The organism is Adlercreutzia agrestimuris (assembly GCF_943193125.1).
Lineage (GTDB): Bacteria > Actinomycetota > Coriobacteriia > Coriobacteriales > Eggerthellaceae > Xiamenia > Xiamenia agrestimuris.
In genome coordinates this window covers 208261-227586 of the sequence record NZ_CALPCX010000001.1, presented here as the reverse complement: position 1 = coordinate 227586, position 19326 = coordinate 208261, and the positions used below count along the sequence as shown (strand labels likewise).

Sequence of the window (19326 nt, the reverse complement as noted above, 5' to 3'; positions counted from 1 at the left end):
TAGCCACCCATAAGAGAAGCGGAGATGCCTTGACTGAGCCTATTGTGTCGCCAGGAGCTGAAGTTTCAGGTGAGAATGGCGCACCGCGTCGAGGCATTTTGCGCGTCTTTTTTGGATACGCAGCAGGTGTGGGCAAGACCTACGGGATGCTTGAAGCAGCACGCGCGGCGCGTGAGCGCGGAGTAGATGTTGTTGTTGGCTATCTTGAGCCGCACACTCGCGCTGATACCATGGCACTTGCCACGGGGCTTGAGCAGATTCCCACCAAGCGGGTTCGCCATCGTTCCCTTGAGCTTCATGAGTTGGATGTGGATGCCATTTTGAAACGGCATCCACAAGTAGTGCTTGTTGATGAGCTTGCACATACCAACGCGCCAGGAAGTAGGCATAAAAAGCGCTATCAAGATGTTGAAGAATTGCTGCGTGCAGGCATTAATGTCTATACCACCGTGAATGTGCAGCACCTTGAGGGGCTCAATGATAAAGTTGCTGCAATAACACATGTGCGCGTACATGAGCGTATCCCTGATTTTGTATTTGATCAGGCTGACGAGGTGGAGCTTGTTGATATTGAGCCCGATGATCTGATTGACCGTTTGCGTGCGGGCAAGATTTATACGCCCGAGCGTGCAGATACTGCGCTTGATCACTTCTTCACCAAGCAAAATCTTTCTGCCTTGCGCGAGATATCAATTAGGCGCATGGCGGATCGTATGGCGCATCAAAGTCAAGATCATACGCTTTCACCAACGGCATCTGCAGGAGAATGCGTGCTGGTCTATGTTACCGCAGACGAGGGATCGTTTAAGGTTATACGCGCTGCTGCTAATCTAGCGCAGTCGCTCTATGCCACTTTTATTGCGGTGGCTTTTGAGTATGCAGATGACGAAGATGGTCCAGATGCAAAAGAGCGGCATCGCTTGACTGAGCATCTCAATATGGCTGAAGAGCTTGGGGCGCAAGTAGTCATGCTGCAAGGCGACGACATTGCTCAGCAGCTTATTCAATACGCTCAAATTTGTGGCGCCACCCAATTAGTGGTGGGTAGCGCTGTTGGGCTTCGCCGTTTGCCTGGGGCCTTTTTACAGCGCATTTTTGGAGATGCAGGTAATTTGTCCGAGCGCCTGATCAATGGTGTGAACAACACCGTTGTTACCGTGGTGCCAATGCGAGATTTTCCGGCGCAATTTAGTACGCGCTTAGCGTCTTCGCTCTTTAAACCGACGTTGGCTGATTTTGGTCGCGCCCTTGCAGCGGTTGCGCTTTCTACTCTTGGCGGATTTCTTGTCTTTGAAGTAGGTGTGTCAGGTTATGTGATGCCTATGCTTTACACGTTGGTGGCGTTGCTTTTTGCCACGCGTGCGCAAGGTGTTTTTTATACGATTGTCGTGTCTTTGGGAAGCTTGTTGGCGTACAACTTTTTCTTTATTCAGCCGCGACTTTCGTTTGCTTCGTATGGTTTGAGCAATTCGTTCATTTTTGCCATGATGTTTGCCTCCATTTTGGTGGCTTCGTTGTTGACGTTGCGCATGAAGCGCCAAAATGCCCAGATTGCGCGACGAGTGTATCGCACCGAGGTACTTTTAGGAAGCAACCGAGAGCTGACAAACGCAGCTAATGAGGCTGATTGTTTTCGCGTGATGGCAAGTCAGGTAATTAAGCTGACAAACTGTCCGGTAGTAGTCTATGAAGCAGACAATACGGGGCGTGTGGGAGATCCGCAGGTCTATGATGTGGCAGGTACTGAAAGCGATGGGGAAGCATCTATCCTCGTTTCGCCAGATGAGCGTGCGGTTGCCGGTTGGGTTGCTACCAATAATGAGCCGGCGGGGCGCACAACTGACACGCTACCTCATGCGCGGTGCTGGTATATTCCTGTGCGTGGCAAAGAGCGATTCGGTGGCGTTGTGGGTGTGGTTATGGACGCCGACACCGAAATGGGCTCATTTGAGCGCAACTTGCTGCTTATGCTTGCTGACGAATGCGGTCAAGCGCTTGAGCGCTTGTCTTTTGTGCGAGAGCGTCGCGAAATGGCAGTGCGCGTTGAAAAGGAGTCACTGCGTTCTAATTTATTGCGTACAATCTCGCATGATTTGCGTACGCCATTAACTTCCATTTCGGGTGATGCGGACATGCTGCTTAACGATGATGGTGCATTGACAAAAGCACAAAAGCGCCAGCTATTAAGCGACATGCATGAAGATGCAACATGGCTTGTGACGATGGTAGAAAACCTGCTCTCGGTGACGCGCATTGATGAGGGCAGTGTGCGTATTGAGCAGCAGCCTGAGCTTGCTAGCGAGATTATTGCTGAGGCGCTTTCGCATGTAAGCAGGCATGCGTCAAAGCATACCATTCGCGTTGAAGTCTCTGATGATTTGTTAATGGCAATGATGGATGCGCGTTTGATGATGCAGGTGCTGATCAACTTGGTGAACAACGCAGTTGCCTATACTCCTGAGGGAAGTACAATTGTTGTGGCGGCAACCCAAGTTGATGATCCCACGCGAGCGCCGCGCGTGCGTTTTTCAGTTACTGATGACGGGCCAGGGTTAGGTGCTACATCACCTGCAACAAGCCATGCAATTGGCGATGTTAGACGCGGCATGGGGCTTGGACTTCCTTTGTGCCAATCAATTGTTCGTGCGCATGGCTCTCAGCTGATCAGCCAGGACGTAAAGCCGCATGGTTGCTCTTTTTGGTTTGATCTACCTGCAGTCATAGTGGATCAAGCCGTAATGCAAGATGTACTCAATGATGCAGAGGAGCGCAAAGATGACTAATGCATCAACGGGATATGTGTTAGTAGTAGAAGATGATGCGGCTATTCGCAACCTCGTAACTACCGCATTGAAATTGCATGATCTTGCCTATGACGTGGCAGAGAATGGCTCGCAAGCGCTCCTTAAAGCAGTGTCTCGTACTCCCGATGTGATCGTGCTGGATTTGGGGCTTCCTGATATGGATGGGGTAGAGATAATAAGAAACGTACGCTCGTGGTCAGAGGTGCCCATCATTGTAGTTTCGGCTCGACAAGAAGATACTGACAAGGTGGGAGCTCTTGATGCGGGCGCTGATGACTATTTGACCAAGCCCTTTTCTGTTGACGAATTCTTGGCGCGCATTCGTGTAGCTTTGCGTAGGTCAACTGCGGCAAAAGGAGTTGGTTCATTGGCTTGTGCTGATGAAGCGCCGCGCTATAGGAATGGTGGTTTGACTATAGATTATGCCGCCGGCTGTGTTTGCGTAGACGATAAAGAGATTCATCTTACGCCCATTGAATTTAAACTGCTTTGCTTGCTTGCACGCAACACGGGTAAGGTACTTACGCACACCTACATATTAAAAGAGGTTTGGGGGCAAGCGCTTGCGTCAGATTTGCCATCGCTTCGCGTATTCATGACAACACTGCGCAAAAAAATTGAACCCGATCCAGCACATCCTATCTACATTCAAACTCACGTGGGGGTAGGGTATCGTATGTTGCGCGTGGAGGCTTAGCTGTCGGGGTTGGTGTTAATCCGCGGATCGAATAATCGTGGATTAACGGTGCTCAACAGGGCAATCGTATTTGGTCCCACGCGAAAAACTTGCGCTTGATTTGCCATATCAGGGCAATCGAGCACTAAAAATCCTTGCCTAACCAGGCCCAACAAATCGGTGCGCGCGCTGGAGTATGAGACGCGGCAGTTCTGCGCAGCTTGCTCAATGGTGATGGTGAAAAAGGGATTGTCAATCATTTTGCTAACAATTGCCTTTTGGCGCTCGTTGAGTAGAGGAGAGGCTTCTATTCTCTCGCAAGCTGTGGTGATGTTGGCTTGGGTAGCAGCAATCTTGCGTTGAAGAAGGCGAAGTTCATTTGCGTAAATTAAGACATTGCAATAGGTGAACTCTGTTGCATCAAACCCTTCGTCGCAGTCATGCGGATTGAGCGTATGTTCGTGGCTTGGAATGTCCAGGTTGTAGGCTTTATGCTGCCACTTGGAAAGAGCAGTAAAGATGGCCATGTTCGCCAAGAGCCCAAGATTGCGTCGTTCGTAATAAACCCTTCTCAGCAAAAGTGCAGTTGAGGCGTTGAAGTGTTCATAAGGGCGAAAGCCTGCAAAGAAATAAATGGCCTGCAACTCAGCAATAATGGGGTTGAGTGTCTGGTCATTGAGAATATCGCAAATGGTCTGCTTGGTGATTTCAGGCGTGTAGTAGTCTTGGTTGAGATATTTATCGCGCGCTTTTTCAATTTGAGGAAGCATGATAGAGCTTGCTTCGCTGGGAGTGTCAGCTTGAAATGCGCTGTTGAGTTGATCGAGATACTGAGGCGTGATGGGTTCATCAAGAACAGTTGGCGCTCTAAAAAATGTCTTAATGAGTGTATTGAGTGCTTGATCCTCAGCAGTGCTCGGCGTTCGTTGGGTGAGGTAGCCGGTAAGTCCTTCGTGAAAATCTACTTTATAGCCATCAATGGCTAGTGCGGTTACAAATTCGTTGAGGATGATGCTCAGTTTTCGAGATTCATGTAATGCTTGGTAGGTTTGATATTCAATCGTCTGTGAGCTGCCCTGCGTTTTCAAAAGGACAAGTGCCTGCTCCATGTCATGAGGGGGAGTTATCCAGGTCATTTTGCCGTCTGATTGCGACACAAAGGGACGGAAGGGTAAAAGCACGCCTGCGTGTCGACGAAGAGCGGTAAGCGTCTTCCAAATTTGCTCTTTTGTAGCACCTTTTGGTAGTGCGAATTGGTCAAGATCGTCCCAACTCACATACCTTTGGTTGGCTGTCTCCCAAAGCTCACGGAATTCGTTCGTTAAAACGAAAGGGAGTTCTTTCTGCTCGTCCGTAGTCCCTCCTCTAACGGCCGAATAGGACTCAAAACCCCGTTGTTGCAAAAGAGTTCGATAGCGGGGATTATAGGAGCATTTGTCTTAGTCTACGAGAGAAAAGGCGTCCGTTTTCAAAAATTGAGACTCTGTTGACGATCGCTTTTGTACTTTTGTATAAATTCGCCATCTCGGGTTTTCGAGATTGAATCGTCAAGATGATTCAGAGGGGAAAGGAGAAGGATGGTGAACAAGGTTTCTCGTACAAAGATGTCTTGCATCATTGTCGCGACAGTTGTTCTTGTGGCATGCCTAGCCTTTGTTGGTTGTGCCCCGCAAGAGCGCAGCTTGTCTGAAACGGGTGACAATGCGTCTGCGAACGCTTCGAAGCAAGATGATCAGGGAGACGACGCTTCGCAAGGTGTTGCTTTTACCTGGAGCGCTGAGAGCGACTGCGCAATGTGCCACGACAAAGAGGCAGCAAGCCAACAAGATTCAGCGTGTACTGCTTCGCAGCATGCAGATCTTGCATGTGCAACGTGCCACGCCGACGAGGCTGGTTTGGTTGCCGCTCATGAGGGTGCTCAGATGGGAAGCGACAAAGCCGCTTCTGCGCTCGTGACTACAAGCGTTGACGACGCAGTATGTCAGTCATGCCATGATCAGGCAGAGCTTGCAACGAAGACTGCCGAATGCACCGTTTTGACCGACAGCGAAGGTACAGTTGTTAATCCGCATGCGTTGCCAGAAAACGAAGACCATGCTGCAACTGAGTGCATTAGCTGCCACAAGATGCATTCAACTACCGCAGTTGATAAAACAGCAACGCGTTATTGCAAGTCTTGTCATCACACGGATGTCTATTCGTGCTACACCTGCCACGCATAAAAGCGTGCACAAATCTTGGCTACCACGACAAGGGAAAGTCGTTTGATAGCAGATATTCACCCAAGGAAGGGAGTGGAGAGATGGAGAAGGAATTTTCACGTCGTAGCTTTTTAGCAGGAGCTGGCCTGCTGGGCGCAACTATGGGCTTTGGCCTGGTAGGTTGCTCATCAGCTGACTCTGCTGCACCAGAAGGCGATTCATTGGCAACTACCGGTGAAGACGCTGCTGGTGGTATTGAGTGGGCACGTGAAGCAGACGTAGTTGTGCTTGGTTATGGCGCAGCTGGTGCTGCTACCGCTATTGAGGCTGCTGACAATGGCGCATCAGTTCTCATTGTTGAGAAAGAGGCTTTGCCGGGCGGTTCTATGGCTCGTTGCGGTGGCGCTATCATGGGTGCTGGCACGCGTGTTCAAAAAGAGCTTGGCTACGAAGATGCTGCCGATGATATGTATGATTGGATTATGACTTGCACCGATGGTGCTTGCCCGGACTACATTGCTCGTGCTTACGCTGATCGCTGCGGCGCCAATGTTGACTGGCTGGAGGACTTGAGCAAAGAGCACACCGATCAAGACCTCTTTGAGTATGCTCGCGCTGCAGGCGGCTCGGGTGCAACAAGCGGTTCTTCGGGCGGCGCTGGCTGCTTGGACGCTACTGGTTGCGACTATGAGAAGTTCGGTATTTCTAAAGCAACTGCACTTCCGCGTACTCACTGGGCAAAGGCAATGCCTGACAACACGGCAAACTCTGGTCCTGAGTTGTTCTTGCCGCTCTATGAAGCAATTAACGCTCGCGCTGAGCAGATCGAATCAATTTTTGACACCGCGTTTGTTCGCTTCGTTATGGATGACGAAGGTGCCGTCATTGGCGTTGAGGTAGAAGGCGCAAATGGCACTGAGTACATCAAGGCAAACAAGGGCGTTATGCTCTCTACAGGCGGATTCTGCGCTGGCGAAGAGATGCAGAAGAAGTTCGTTCCTGAGGCAGTGGGCAAGAAGTGCTACATGTCTGACGCTTGCGTAGGCGAGGGCATTAAGGCTGCTATGGCAATTGGTGCTGACTTGACGCAGATGTCTTACTACTATCCGATCGCAAAGGCTCAGCAGTATCACTACAACGTTCAGTACAACGATGTGTTCTATAGCTGGGATATGGACGACGAGGGCTACATGGAAGTTCCTGAGGACAACATGGCTGAGACCCACGGCGGCGTAGTTATCAACGACAAAGCACAAGTACTTGACGTATGGGGCGACGTTATCCCTGGTCTGTACGCTGCAGGCAACGATGTTGGAAGCAACATCTTCGGCAAGCCGGGCAACTATCCGGGATGCGGTTGCTATGTTTCATTCGCAGTATGCTTCGGCCGTATTGCTGGTGAAGAAATGGCAAAAGCATAAGCATAAGCAGCAAAGACGCTTTGTGCAAAATTTGCATTCCTCGATATTGAGCGCGTCCGCATAGTTCACCCCTCCCTCTAACTATTGCAGCAAAGCGCTCAACGGTGGGCATCCCCTGAAAGCAAGCGGTAAACGCAACGCTTTCAGGGGATTTTTGTCCTATAACACGAACTTGTGTCAAAACTCCGCTCTGAACTTGTGTTCTGCATGGATCGTAAGCGTATCAATATGGGCATCCGCTTGGCAGGATGGTCGCGTGGGGGTGATATGGGGTGGCGCTAGTTGATGGCTTCGGGCTTTTTCGCCACATGGACAGCCGCAATACCTCCGGTGTAGTTTTTCCAGGTGACGTCGACAAAACCAGCTTGTTCCATGAGTTTTGCTAAGCCTTCCTGGTCAGGGAACGCCTTGATGGAGCTTGAGAGATAGACAAAGCCTTTTTTGTCCTTCGTGATAAGACCACCCCAAAAGGGAATAAGGTGGTTCAGATAGAAATGATACAACCCACGCCACACCTTGTTGGGCGGCGTTGAGAACTCCAAACAGACGAGTGATCCGCCGGGCTTGAGTACGCGATACATTTCCGATAGTGCTTGCTCGCGCTGCGGCATATTGCGAATACCATACGCAACTGTAACGGTGTCGTATGAGTTGTTTTCATAAGGGATATCTTGGGCATCAACAACCTCAAAATGAACCGGCACTGATCCGGCTGCTCCTGCAGCGTAATGGGCTTTCGCTACTTCGAGCATCTCGGGAACAAGGTCAGTGCATTGGATGTGCGCGGGATGTTTGGTTTTGGCAACTGCAAAAGTAATCTCACCCGTTCCACCTGCAATATCCAATACATCATCATTATTGCTGATAGGAGCTTGTTTCATCATGCCCGCAACCCAGAGTTTATATGCACCAAAACTTGAGATAGCATTAAATTTTTCATACCTATTGGCAATGTGAGAAAAGATATCTTTTACTCGTTTTGATGAAAGCTCAGCTGGTGCTTCGTTGCCAGTAGCGGTGTCGATGCTCACGCGTGCTCCTTATGATGTGCTTGTTGGTTTAATGACTATGGTAGCGCAAAGCTTAGCGTTACAGATATGGCTCGGTAATCTTTCTTGCGAGAAACAGGTCTGACTTCGGCGTATGGAGAGGCGAATACGTTGTCTGATCGCAACCATGGTTGGCGCAATCAGCGGGTATACTGGTATTAACAAAAATGCTCTAGCGAGTTTGTTTGAAAGGAGCACCTCATGGCAGTCGACAAAATTCTGGTAGCTTATGATGAGAGCGAAGGCGGAAAACGTGCTTTAGCGCTTGGCGCCGATCTTGCGAAAGTAAACCCTGACGCACATATGGATCTCGCCTACGTGGTGCCTATCCCGTTGTTGGATGACTCGCAAAAACAGGCGTTTGCGCAGATTTTGGACATGATGATTTCTGATGGCGAATCATTGCTCGAAGAAGCTGAAGGTTCGCTTGATGATGAAGTGGCAAAGCGCACCGATTCACTTCTTTTGACGGGAACGAATCCTGCCACTGAAATTCTCAAACTGACTGATCAGCGTACATATGACCTGATCGTAGTAGGGAATCGTGGGCTTGAAGGCATAAAGGAGTATTTCGGAAGCGTCAGCCACAAGATACTCCAAGGCTCAAAGATTCCGGTATTGGTTGCAAAGTAGAGGTTGTTTGATGAGTGTTTTGGTGGGGAAAAACGCGCGGGCAAAGGTACTTACCGCCACAACGGGCGCATTTGCAAGTGTTCTTTGCTGCCCATTGATGGCATTTGGTGCTACTCCTGAAGGGTCGGCGGCCTATGACAAGGCACCGGTGATCTTGATTGTCACCGCCGCAATTGCAGTGGCTGTTGCGCTCATTTATGAGGGCGTGCACCGTCGTAAAAAGCGTCGCGAGGAAGACGAGAAAGAAGCTGCTCGCAGTGCACGTGCCACACGTGCACAAGATTCACGCGCGCGCAAAAACAATTAGGGTTGTAACGCGCGTACTTGCCAAAACGCAACGGCGCTTGCAGCTGCAACATTGAGCGAGTCAACGCCATGTGACATGGGTATTTTGACCGTATAATCACACCTCATGATGGTGTGATCAGATAAGCCTTCGCCCTCAGTGCCAAGCACGAGAGCAAGCTTATCTGTGGTTTGCAAAATTGGGTTGTTAAGTGCAATAGAGTTATCGCTTAACGCCAAAGCGGCTACTTTAAATCCGTGTTCATGCAGAAGAGGAATGCCTGTTTCGCTCCAACCACCAGCGCGTATAACGTTGCCGTGTTTTCCTGGCCCCTCAACATCTGTGCCAATGTAGGCCCAGGGAATCTGGAAGACGGCACCCATAGAGACGCGCAAGGCTCGTCGATACAGCGGGTCGTAGCACCCAGGCGTTATGAGCACCGCGTCCATGCCAAGGGCGGCAGCACTTCTAAAAATTGCACCGACATTTGTGTGGTTTGTAATATCTTCAAGGATGGCAACACGTGTTGCACGTGCAAGCACCACTGCTGCCGATTCTGGTTGGGGGCGAAAAAACGCCGCAAGGGCGCCACGCGTCAAATTAAAGCCGGTAAGTTTGGCAAGCTCATCGCGTGGTGCAACGTAGATCGGTGTGTCTGGCCAGAGCGTTTCAAATCTCTGGATTAACTCCTTGTGCGTCTCTACGCGGTGAGCTTCAAGTAATAAGGAGCAAGGTTGCAAACCTGCGTCAAGCGCGCGATCTATCACTTTTGCTGATTCGACAATGCAAATACCCTGTTCGGGTTCAAGTTTTGAACGAAGCGCCACGTCGGTAAGACGCGCATATACATCAAGTCGCGCATCGTCTAAAGCATCAAGGTAAGTAAGCATACGGTCCGTTAATCCTCACAAGCAAATTCAATCATTTCTGCACGCACATCGTTGAGCACGTCAGGAACAAGCTCAATGCCATGCGCAATGAATTCCTTGCTGTCAAAAATGTGAGCTCCAATAGCACGCATGTCCTCAATGTTGGCAGCTTGTACTTCGGGTGTGCGCGATGATGTGCAATCGTTCAAGATAGCAACATTGTAATCAAGTGAAAGTGCGTCATAACAGGTGGTGCGAATGCAATTCGGTGTTGTGGTTCCCATAAGGACAACGCACGTTATACCAAGACGTCGCAACACAAGGTCAAGTTTCGTGGCGAAGAATGCCGAGAAGCGTGGTTTGACGATGCAGTACTCGTTTGCGCGCGGAGAAAGAGGCGCAACTTCGTCCCCAGAGTGAGCATCTGCGCATGCCGCAGAAAGAGGTTTGCCCTCTGCTGCCCATGTGGCATAGCGCACTGCTTCAACATCTGATCCGTCCGTGGCATATTCCCTGGTGACATGAACGATTGTCATGCCAAGCTCGCGCGCCTTTGTAAGCGCTTTTTCGCACGTGTTTACGGTTGCAGCAGCGCCAGCAATGCAAAGGGGAGAGGCGGGGTCAATAAAGCCATGCTGCATATCAATGATGATAAGCGCTGCTTGCTTGGGGGAAATCATAGGTACTCCTAACTTACCGAGTAGCTCGTTAATTCACTTTACGCTTTTTCATGATGGCGTATAAAAGAAAACCATATAAATGCCGCACCCATAAGAATGAGTCCGGCGCCGTCAAAAAGCACAAATCGCGCAATGCTGCTGCTGAGTAGCTCAAAGCCAACGCTGGGCAATTGCGACCAAATAAAGCATTCTCCAATAAGGCCAACGAGTTGCTGGATGAGCACTATGACGCCTAAAGAAAAAAACGAGTCAGGCCGAAAAATCACTGCTGGATAGGTAACATTCCACATGAGAAACGCAACCCCTATGCCTGCTACCGCGGCTTGACCGGAAATGCCCTCAAGTTGATATGCTTGAACGAATGCATCAGGCCAGATGATAAAAGATAGCGCGCATTGTACATTAACGACAAACACGAAAAGAAAGCTAATGCGAACCGCCCACCGCGCCGCCCGAAGATGACTTCGTGGCTGCACTATGTTTGAAGTAGAAACTGCGGGATCGTTTGACATTTTTGCTGTCCTTTCGTTCTAAGAAAGCATAGCACTCACGCAAGCCGTTATACTGATGGTTGAGTTGTCGAAAGGAAACATTTTGAATTCATCGCATGCCAAAGAAGCTCTGTATTTAGCAGCAAATCCGCAACCACATCCTTCGTTTGACCAGTTTGTAGCCACAATTTCTGCGCTGCGAGCGCCGGATGGGTGTCCCTGGGATCAAGCGCAAACGCACGCATCTATTGCGAAGAATATGCTGGAAGAGGCATATGAGGCAGTGGATGCTATTGAGCAAAATGATATTGCTCATCTTCGCGAAGAACTGGGCGATGTTTTGTTGCAAGTTGTCCTGCAAAGTCAGATTGCTTCTGATGCTGGGGAATTCAACATCGATGATGTTGCTGCTGATGTCAACGCTAAAATGGTGCGCCGACATCCACACGTGTTTGGAGAAGCTTCTGCTGAGCATGCTTCTGACGTGCTTGATTTATGGGATCAAGTTAAGCTTGCCGAAGGGGCAACCGCCCAGGAGCCATCTGGGCTGTTGGAGGGGGTTCCTTCTTCGTTTCCCGCATTGATGCAAGCGCAAAAAATTTCGCGCAAGGCAGCCTCGGCTGGTTTTGAGTGGGAATGCCTCAGCGATGTATGGGAGAAGGTTGACGAAGAAATAGCGGAGCTGAAAGAAGCATATGAATATGCTCCAAAAACTGCAAAAGGCAAAGTAGATGTTGATGCACCTTTGCCTGAAGCTTTGAAGGCTGCGGGTGTGACACCTAAAAAAGCTGTCGAAGATGTGGAAATGGAGTTCGGAGATGTTCTCTTTTCGCTGGTCAACGTAGCGCGAAAGATGGGCATTGATAGCGAAAGCGCGCTGCGGCAGTGCTGCATGAAGTTTCGTGCACGGTGGGCGGCAATGGAGGCGGCATGTGTCGCACAAGGCAAACGCATAGAGGATCTTTCGCCCGCTGAGCAAAATAGGCTTTGGGACGCGATAAAAGAAAGCGGCGAAGCGCGATAGAATCACGAATCACCGCTTTTGCTGGTTTTAAAACTGATCTCAGACGCTGTGTAGGTTGAACGCGCGGATCAAGAGGCGTTACGCAAGTTTTTCACCGAGAAGTTTTGCGGCAGCTGCTTTATCAAAGTTGCCACCTGTTGCTTGGGTAAGTGCGCCCATGACTTTGCCCATGTCTTTTTTGGTTGAAGCGCCCGTTTCAGCGAGCGTGGCATCAATAAGTGCAACTAATTCGTCGCCTGATACTTGTTTGGGTAAATAGCTCTCAAGAATTGCAACTTGTTCAGTCAGCATGTCAGTGCGCTCTTGGTTGTTGCCTGCTTTAATGGACCCATCCAGCGTTTCTTTGGTCTGCTTGATAGTGCGTTTGAGCATGGCGTCAACATCGGCATCGGTAATGTCGCGACGCTCATTGACCTCAATGTTTTTGAGTTCGCCATGTACTTGGCGAAGAATGGAAAGACGCGTCTTGTCTTTGGCCTTCATGGCATCTTTGATTGCTTGCATCAGCTCGTCATTTGTCATCTGGTTTACTCCTTACCCGTACGTCCTGATACTTGAAAGTACTTTGTCAGGATGCAATGTTCATAAATCATTAATGCATGTGGAATAGCCTTGAGTATAGCGTACCCAAGGCGCTGCGGGATAAAGAGAATAGGGCGGAATCTGCTAAAATGTCTTGGTTTGAATAATTGAGGAGGCATCCATGAAACCACTTCCCCTGAATCAGCTTGATCCGCGCATAAAGTCAGTTTGGCGTCTTAATGATGCAATTAGTGCCACGTTGCTTTTCGTTTGCTGTGCAATAGGGTTTGTTATTGCTGGGCTTGTTGACCCTGATCCCAGTTGGGAATGGGTTGTCGTAGGCATTATGACCCTTATCTATGTACTCACGATGATTTTGTGCGTTGTTGTTTTGCCTCCTATTCGCTATATGCGCTGGCGCTACGAGGTGAGTGAAGACTATTTGGATATCGCACGTGGAATTGTCTGGCGCAAGCGTTTTGTGATTCCGTTTATTCGTGTGCAGAACACCGATACTCGCCAAGGACCAATTCTGCGTTTATTTGGTCTTTCAAGTGTGACGGTTGCTACGGCTGCTGGTGAACATGAAATTCCAGGTTTGAGGAGCGAAGAAGCCGAGCAGCTTCGCGATCGTGCTGCTGAGTTGGCGCGTCTTGCTCAAGAGGATGTGTAATCATGGAGACGCAGAATCAGATGCCGCCCACATCACAGCCGCAGGTGCAACAACAGCCTGAAAAAATCCATGTCCACCATAGCTATATTTGGCTGGGAAGCGTGCGTATAGCGTTTTATGTTATTGTTGCGTCAGGAATCTCTCTTGCGTCGTCGCTTGCTGGTGTGATCTCTGAGCTTTCTTTTGGACGAAGCGGCGAAGTCTTCTTGATCTTTGGTGTCCTTTTGCTTGTTTTGGTGCTATTTGTTGGTGCCCTAGGTATTAGTGCGCTCGTGCGTTGGTGGTCATACAAGCATTTGTATTATGAGCTTACGCCTGAGGAATTCAGTCTCCATTCAGGAATTTTCAACAAGCAACGTATTCATGTACCTTATCAGCGTGTGCAATCAGTTGATCAGCGAGCTACGTTATTCCAGCGCATTTTTGGCGTTTGCACAGTGAGCATTGATACTGCAGGTGGTTCAAATAACAAAGCTATCACCATTCCTTATGTGAGCAAAACTCAGGCAGAGCAACTTCGCTATGAGCTGTTCGCTCGCAAGCAGTATGTAATGACAGGTTCTGGTGCGCAGGCTTCGGTCGCATCTTTTCAGGTACCAGCACAGGAGTATGCTGCACCGTCACCCGCGCAGTATGCGCCAGGTGCTCCTGCGCAGACACAGCAATCAGGAAATATTTTGGATGCACCAGCAGAGATTTGGCAAAGCGTTGGTGGAGTATTTGGTGGCATGGGTGCAGATATCGCACCTGTGTCATATGAATATGGCATGTCCAATAAAGAGCTTATTCTGACAGGCCTTTCCAACAATACGACGTTTGTCGTAATTGTGTTTGGTATTATCGGTGTAGTTACGCAGCTCTTTGAACTGATGGATGGTCTTTTTTCTCCAGCTTCTGGGAGTTGGGAGGATGCCGCTTTTGATGCTGCGTTTGCAGCACCCCCACAGTTTCTTGTCGTATTTGCATTCGCTTTTGTAGCGATAATGTTGGTTATTTGGGTGCTCTCTGCTGTTGGCTCATGCATTTCATATGGCGGATTTAAAGCTCGTAGGCGCGGCAATCGTATTGAAGTGGAATATGGTCTATTACAACATCAGTTCCAAGGCGTTGATGTTGACCGCGTGCAAAGCGTTGTGATTAAGCAGTCATTTATTCGTAAGATCTTTGGGTACTGTGAGGTTTCGCTTGGCAAAATTGATGCGGCTACAGCAGATGACGACACGAATAAAGGTACTCTTGCGCAACAGGGTTTGATTATTCATCCCTTTGTAAAAGTGAGCCGAGTTCCTGAGATTCTAGCAGGCATCATTCCGGAATTTGCCGGAGTACCTACCGAGATAACCCCTGTTGCACCTGTTGCTCTTCGTCGTGCGCTTATTCGCAGAGGCATAATTCAAGGAAGTGGTTTTTGGCTTGCTGTTGTAGTTGCGCTTTGTATGGGTGCCGTTGAAATGTTTATAGCCCCCAAGGCTCCCTATGATCCTGACTTAGCGCTATTTATGACCTTCGCGGATCCAGCATGCATTATTGGGTTTGCATTAGCGTTTACGCTCTTTGTGCTTGACCTTATTGGTGCCGTTTTGTGGGCAAAAAGCTCAGGCTTTGCGTTTAATCGTTCTTTTATGCAGGTGAGCAATGGCGGTTTTTCGCGCGAAGTTGTCAGTTTTCCGCGCAAAAAAATCCAGTTTGGTTACACCAAAACCAACCCGTTTCAGCGTTCGGCTCATACTGCCACAATCACAGCTGTAACGGCTGCTGGTGTGGGTGGTACACACGTGAAGCTGGTTGATGCTCGAGAAGAAGATGCCCAAGCGTGGCTTACCTGGGTACAACCGCAGCGGAATATGGTAGGGTAGTGACATGAGCGATCAACCTTCAACATTGCCAACTTCGTGGACGCCTTCGCAATTTAAGCCGAAGAACGCACACGCGCTGCGCGAGCACCGTCACGAAACGTCTGCAACCACTGCAAGCACTGAGAATAAGAAGCGCAATATTCGCGAATATACCTTAGGCGAAGAGATTTTTAATTCGGTCACGCATGGTATTGGTGCTCTGTTGGCAATTGCTGCTATTCCTATTTTGGTGGTGCACGCTGTAGAGCGTGGTGGCGGGGTGTATCTTTTTGCAGCACTGGTATATACGCTGACTATGCTTTTGGAATATGTCATGTCTACCTTGTATCATGCGCTTGCTGCCGAGAAAGCAAAACGCGTTTTTAAGGTGCTTGACCATAGTTGCATTTATCTTTTTATTGCGGGCACCTACACTCCGTTTTGTCTCATAACGCTTGGCAGTGTGGGCGGTGTCTATCTTTGCATTTTTGTATGGGCAGTTGCTTTAGCTGGCGTGGCGTGCGAGGCTTTTTGGGTGTTTCGCCCACGCTGGATTTCAGCAGTTCTGTATTTGCTTTTAGGTTGGTCGGTAGTAGCCTTTTTGCCGCAGCTCATTGCGCAAATGAATTCAGCCGCGCTTTGGCTTTTGGCGCTTGGTGGTCTCAGCTATACCATTGGCTGTATCTTCTATGTGCTCAAACGCATTCCTTATATGCATTCGATCTTTCATATTTGGGTATTGCTTGGCAGCGTTTTGCAGTTTTTAGCAATTGCCCTATATGTCATATAAGCTTCACAAGGAGTTGAACAAATCAGTATGGAAATTGGTATAAGTATTGTCGTGACGTTGGCGCTCATTTTCGTCAACGGATACTTTTCTATGTCTGAGATGGCACTGGTAAATGTGCGTATGATTACGTTGGCGCATGAAGCTGAAGAAGGGGACAAAAAAGCTCAGCGCGCTTACGATCTTGCCAGCAACTCAGGGCAGTTTCTTGCAACCATTCAGGTAGCTATCACGCTTGTTGGTTTTTTTGCATCAGCTGCAGCGGCAACAAATCTTTCTGATCCGCTTGCGCAATGGATGTCAAGCTTTGGGGTTGAGTGGCTTTCAGCCATTGCTCCTGGTTTAGCGCCCGTACTCATTACCCTGATTGTTTCTTATCTCAGCATTGTTATCGGTGAGCTAGTGCCTAAGCGCATGGCTCTTGCAGATGCTGAGAAAATCTCCAAATCAGTTGCGGGACCTCTGAAGGTGTTTCAGAAAATTGCTTCACCGTTAGTATGGTTAACCTCGGCGTCTGCAAATGGTATTTCGCGTCTTCTTGGCATCAAAGGCGCTGATGAGCGTCAGACGGTTTCTGAAGAGGAAATCAAATATATGGTGACCGACAACGAAGAACTTCTTGATGACGAGAAGCGCATGATTCACGAGATTTTGGATCTTGGTGATATGTCGGTGCATGAGATTATGACACCACGCGTAGACATGATTTTCGCCGAAGACACGATGACGGTACGTCAAACACTTGAACGCATGCAAGGCACTGGCTATTCGCGTTTGCCAATTTTCCACGAAGATATTGATCACATCATTGGCATTGTGCACTACAAAGATCTTATGGCTGCGCTTATGGATGGCGACGAGGACGTGCCTGCGGTTGATTTTGCCTTCGAGGCACTTTTTGTCCCTGAGACAAAAGACGCCTATCCGCTGCTTGCTGAGATGCAAACGAATCGCCAACAGATGGCAATTGTGGTTGACGAATATGGCGGAACTGACGGTTTGATTACCGTTGAAGATATCGTGGAAGAAATTGTTGGCGAAATTGTTGATGAAACCGACAAAGAAAATCCGTTTATTGAAACCTATAGTGAAACAAGTTGGAAAATTGATGGGCGTTTCCCGGTAGAAGATGCTGAGATTTTAGGGTGGCCTGTTGAAGAATCCCCTGATTATGAGACTATGGCAGGGTGGCTTATGAGCAACTTTGATTCTGTTCCAGAAGTGGGAGACACCTTTGAATACCAAGGTTATGTGTTCAAGATTTTGTCTATGCGCCGCCGTCGTATTCTAAGTATGAAGGTAGAACGTTTGTAGCTTATAAGCTTAAAACGACCGTTAACCAAACGTTCATGGTTCGTTCGATAAGGTGGCGCTTGTGAAGCTATGAGCGCCACCTGCAACTACGCAAAAGATGTGTTTGTCAAGCGAACAAAACATGAAGCGCCCTCCACATTTCTTTGCCTTAAAAGCTTCATTTCGATACAATAGGTACCACTAATTGACATATCAGCCCATCACGGCAGCAATCCCACTCAACAATTTACTACGCTGTCTACCGCTTCGGCGGTATTGTGTTGTGCACTTTTTTGCCAACTGGAAAGGTTCGATCGTGGCGCACAAGCGTTACAAACAACAAAAAACCAACGTCGCAGCACGCGTTGCTATTGTCGGCGTTGCTGCATGTGCGCTTGTTGCAAGCATTGGCATGGGCGTAGCATCTGGTGTTGCTGGCGCGCCCGAAGGCGTCGATTCTTTTGGTATCGCTGAAACCCGCACTGCATCTTCTGAACCATCATCGCTTGCAATTTCGGCATCTGATACTGCTGTGGTAGAAACTTCTTCATTGCAATCTGCTGCACCGCGCGACATTTCTGCTGGTATTGCAGAGATCGAAGCTGAGGAAGAAGCTGCGCGTATTGCGGCGGAAGAAGCTGCGCGTGCAGAAGAAGAGGCTCGCATTGCTGCAGCAGAGGAAGCACGTGCTGCTCAAGCTGAAGTTGTTGTGCAAGAGCAAGAAGTGGTCGCCGAAGATACCACCTCTTTGAGCGAGGTAGATTGGTCGGTTGGCAAAGATGCCTTCGTTGCTGAATGGACTGCTCGTATTGATGCTTATCTGGCTGGATCTGCATTGGCTGGTCAAGGCGCCACATTTGCATTGGCTGCTTGGGAAAATGGCGTTGACCCGCGCTTCTCTCCTGCAATTTCCAATACGGAAAGCTCAAAGGGTGGCAGCTGCTTTTTACCCTATAACGCATGGGGCTGGGGTGAGAGCAGTTGGTCAAACTGGTCTGACGCAATCAACGCTCATGTTGCTGGCTTAGGTGCAAGCTACGGATATTCTCTCACGCTTGAAAACGCTGCGAAGTATTGCCCGCCGCATGCAACCGAGTGGTACAACAAAACGCTCGCTCAGATGCAGCTCATCTAATCTTCTTTCTAATGCAATTATTTTCATAGCTGTATATGTGTGGCTGTTGGCGCACTTCGTGACGCCTGCTTTCGCGCGCTGTATGCCGCGTGGCGTGTGGTGCATTGCATGCTTCATGCTGCGTGTTTGGTGCTCTTGAGGTGTGAAGAAGCAGTCGTAGAAGAAAGACTGTGCAGTAACATTGAGCAAGCCCTTCTTTTGGAAGCTAAGTTCTATAATAGTCAAACAGAATGAAACGCTAAGTGCCCAGTGGTAAGAGCCCGTGAAAGGAGCACTATGAGCAATGTTATTGTTGTCGGATGTGGTCGTGTAGGATCGCGCTTGGCAAACATGCTCTCGGACAATGGCAGCAACGTTTGCGTTATAGACAAACGAGTAGAAGCATTTGCTAATCTCGGAAGGAACTTTAACGGTTCTACAGTACAAGGCGTTGGCTTTGATGAAGATACCTTGGTTAAGTCAGGTATTGAAGACTGTGACGTTGTGGCGGCGGTTACTCAATTTGACAACACCAATCTCATGGTGGCAGAAGTAGCCAGCCGTTTATTTGGCGTACCGCATGTTATTGCGCGCCTGTACAATCCTGATCACGAACGCGCATATATGCAACTTGGTATTGACTATGTGTGTGGAACGTCGCTGGTGGCTGAAGACGTGTTTTCAAAGATTGTTTCAGGCCACGGTGCCCATATTGAAACGTTTGGAGAGTTTGAGGTTCTGCGTTTCTCGCTGAATCTTTCAAGCACTGATAAAAAGACAATTCGTGTGGGCGAACTTGAGCGCGACCATGATATACGCATCATTGCATTTGAGCGAGGTGACGGTTCGGCAAGTTCCATTCCGAATCGTGATTCTATCTTGTATAACGGAGACTCGGTTTTGGCATGTGTGCGTCATGAGCTTATTGAGTCATTCTCGAAATACATCCAAGATTAGGAGTTTTAGCC

The 19326-nt window shown here is 49.0% G+C and carries 19 protein-coding genes; 13 read left to right on the top strand and 6 right to left on the bottom strand.

Annotated features, from left to right (window positions below; genetic code table 11):
- The first annotated feature begins 29 nt into the window (after positions 1-29).
- Positions 30-2783 carry a sensor histidine kinase gene (locus NFR28_RS00955; RefSeq protein ID WP_251177967.1) on the top strand — a complete coding sequence of 918 codons (2754 nt, stop codon included), beginning with the start codon at positions 30-32 and terminating at the stop codon, positions 2781-2783.
- A complete protein-coding gene (locus NFR28_RS00950) occupies positions 2776-3501 on the top strand; it encodes a response regulator (RefSeq protein WP_251177966.1) in 726 nt (241 codons plus the stop codon). The genes NFR28_RS00955 and NFR28_RS00950 overlap by 8 nt, the downstream gene beginning before the upstream one ends.
- Here NFR28_RS00950 and NFR28_RS00945 read toward each other — a convergent pair.
- Complete coding sequence (locus NFR28_RS00945; protein WP_251177965.1) at positions 3498-4757, bottom strand: hypothetical protein; 1260 nt, start codon at positions 4755-4757, stop codon at positions 3498-3500. The genes NFR28_RS00950 and NFR28_RS00945 overlap by 4 nt on opposite strands.
- 300 nt (positions 4758-5057) lie before the next feature.
- Here NFR28_RS00945 and NFR28_RS00940 point away from each other — a divergent pair, with 300 nt between their 5' ends.
- Both NFR28_RS00940 and NFR28_RS00935 read left to right on the top strand, forming a co-directional pair.
- Complete coding sequence (locus NFR28_RS00940; RefSeq protein ID WP_251177964.1) at positions 5058-5702, top strand: cytochrome c3 family protein; 645 nt, start codon at positions 5058-5060, stop codon at positions 5700-5702.
- A gap of 80 nt (positions 5703-5782) precedes the next feature.
- Entirely contained in the window at positions 5783-7102 is a 1320-nt protein-coding gene (locus NFR28_RS00935; RefSeq protein WP_251177963.1) for an FAD-dependent oxidoreductase, read from the top strand.
- A 278-nt stretch (positions 7103-7380) separates the two neighbouring features.
- On the opposite strand, the gene ubiE is transcribed toward NFR28_RS00935, so the two are convergent.
- Positions 7381-8133 (bottom strand): bifunctional demethylmenaquinone methyltransferase/2-methoxy-6-polyprenyl-1,4-benzoquinol methylase UbiE, encoded by a 753-nt coding sequence (ubiE, locus tag NFR28_RS00930; RefSeq protein WP_251177962.1) that lies wholly within the window; start codon positions 8131-8133, stop codon positions 7381-7383.
- Between the two features lie 219 nt (positions 8134-8352).
- Here ubiE and NFR28_RS00925 point away from each other — a divergent pair, with 219 nt between their 5' ends.
- Both NFR28_RS00925 and NFR28_RS00920 read left to right on the top strand, forming a co-directional pair.
- Positions 8353-8784, top strand: a complete 432-nt coding sequence (locus NFR28_RS00925; RefSeq protein ID WP_251177961.1) for a universal stress protein — start codon at positions 8353-8355, stop codon at positions 8782-8784.
- A 10-nt stretch (positions 8785-8794) separates the two neighbouring features.
- Complete coding sequence (locus NFR28_RS00920) at positions 8795-9091, top strand: hypothetical protein (RefSeq protein ID WP_251177960.1); 297 nt, start codon at positions 8795-8797, stop codon at positions 9089-9091.
- Here the strand turns inward: NFR28_RS00920 and NFR28_RS00915 are convergent.
- Genes NFR28_RS00915 through NFR28_RS00905 form a run of 3 tightly spaced genes read right to left on the bottom strand, consistent with a single transcriptional unit; the run spans position 9088 to position 11131 of the window.
- Positions 9088-9960, bottom strand: a complete 873-nt coding sequence (locus NFR28_RS00915; RefSeq protein WP_251177959.1) for a TrmH family RNA methyltransferase — start codon at positions 9958-9960, stop codon at positions 9088-9090. The genes NFR28_RS00920 and NFR28_RS00915 overlap by 4 nt on opposite strands.
- Before the next feature lie 8 nt (positions 9961-9968).
- Positions 9969-10619, bottom strand: coding sequence for a cysteine hydrolase family protein (locus NFR28_RS00910; RefSeq protein WP_251177958.1), 651 nt, complete (start codon positions 10617-10619; stop codon positions 9969-9971).
- A 38-nt stretch (positions 10620-10657) separates the two neighbouring features.
- On the bottom strand, positions 10658-11131 hold the full coding sequence (locus NFR28_RS00905; RefSeq protein ID WP_251177957.1) for a hypothetical protein: 474 nt from the start codon (positions 11129-11131) through the stop codon (positions 10658-10660).
- Between the two features lie 82 nt (positions 11132-11213).
- Here NFR28_RS00905 and mazG point away from each other — a divergent pair, with 82 nt between their 5' ends.
- Positions 11214-12134 carry a nucleoside triphosphate pyrophosphohydrolase gene (mazG, locus tag NFR28_RS00900; RefSeq protein ID WP_251177956.1) on the top strand — a complete coding sequence of 307 codons (921 nt, stop codon included), beginning with the start codon at positions 11214-11216 and terminating at the stop codon, positions 12132-12134.
- Between the two features lie 78 nt (positions 12135-12212).
- Here the strand turns inward: mazG and NFR28_RS00895 are convergent, their stop codons facing one another.
- Positions 12213-12656 (bottom strand): GatB/YqeY domain-containing protein, encoded by a 444-nt coding sequence (locus NFR28_RS00895; protein WP_251177955.1) that lies wholly within the window; start codon positions 12654-12656, stop codon positions 12213-12215.
- Positions 12657-12837: 181 nt separating this feature from the next.
- Between NFR28_RS00895 and NFR28_RS00890 the strand changes: the two genes are divergently transcribed.
- The 6 genes from NFR28_RS00890 (at position 12838) to NFR28_RS00865 (ending at position 19315) form a co-directional block, all read left to right on the top strand.
- Positions 12838-13329 carry a PH domain-containing protein gene (locus NFR28_RS00890; RefSeq protein WP_251177954.1) on the top strand — a complete coding sequence of 164 codons (492 nt, stop codon included), beginning with the start codon at positions 12838-12840 and terminating at the stop codon, positions 13327-13329.
- A 2-nt stretch (positions 13330-13331) separates the two neighbouring features.
- Entirely contained in the window at positions 13332-15185 is a 1854-nt protein-coding gene (locus NFR28_RS00885; RefSeq protein WP_251177953.1) for a PH domain-containing protein, read from the top strand.
- A gap of 4 nt (positions 15186-15189) precedes the next feature.
- A complete protein-coding gene (gene trhA / locus NFR28_RS00880; RefSeq protein ID WP_251177952.1) occupies positions 15190-15954 on the top strand; it encodes a PAQR family membrane homeostasis protein TrhA in 765 nt (254 codons plus the stop codon).
- Between the two features lie 27 nt (positions 15955-15981).
- Positions 15982-17265, top strand: a complete 1284-nt coding sequence (locus NFR28_RS00875) for a hemolysin family protein (protein ID WP_251177951.1) — start codon at positions 15982-15984, stop codon at positions 17263-17265.
- A 295-nt stretch (positions 17266-17560) separates the two neighbouring features.
- Positions 17561-18379 (top strand): CMP-2-keto-3-deoxyoctulosonic acid synthetase, encoded by an 819-nt coding sequence (locus NFR28_RS00870; protein WP_251177950.1) that lies wholly within the window; start codon positions 17561-17563, stop codon positions 18377-18379.
- 276 nt (positions 18380-18655) lie between these two features.
- Entirely contained in the window at positions 18656-19315 is a 660-nt protein-coding gene (locus NFR28_RS00865) for a potassium channel family protein (protein WP_251177949.1), read from the top strand.
- Positions 19316-19326 lie beyond the last annotated feature (11 nt).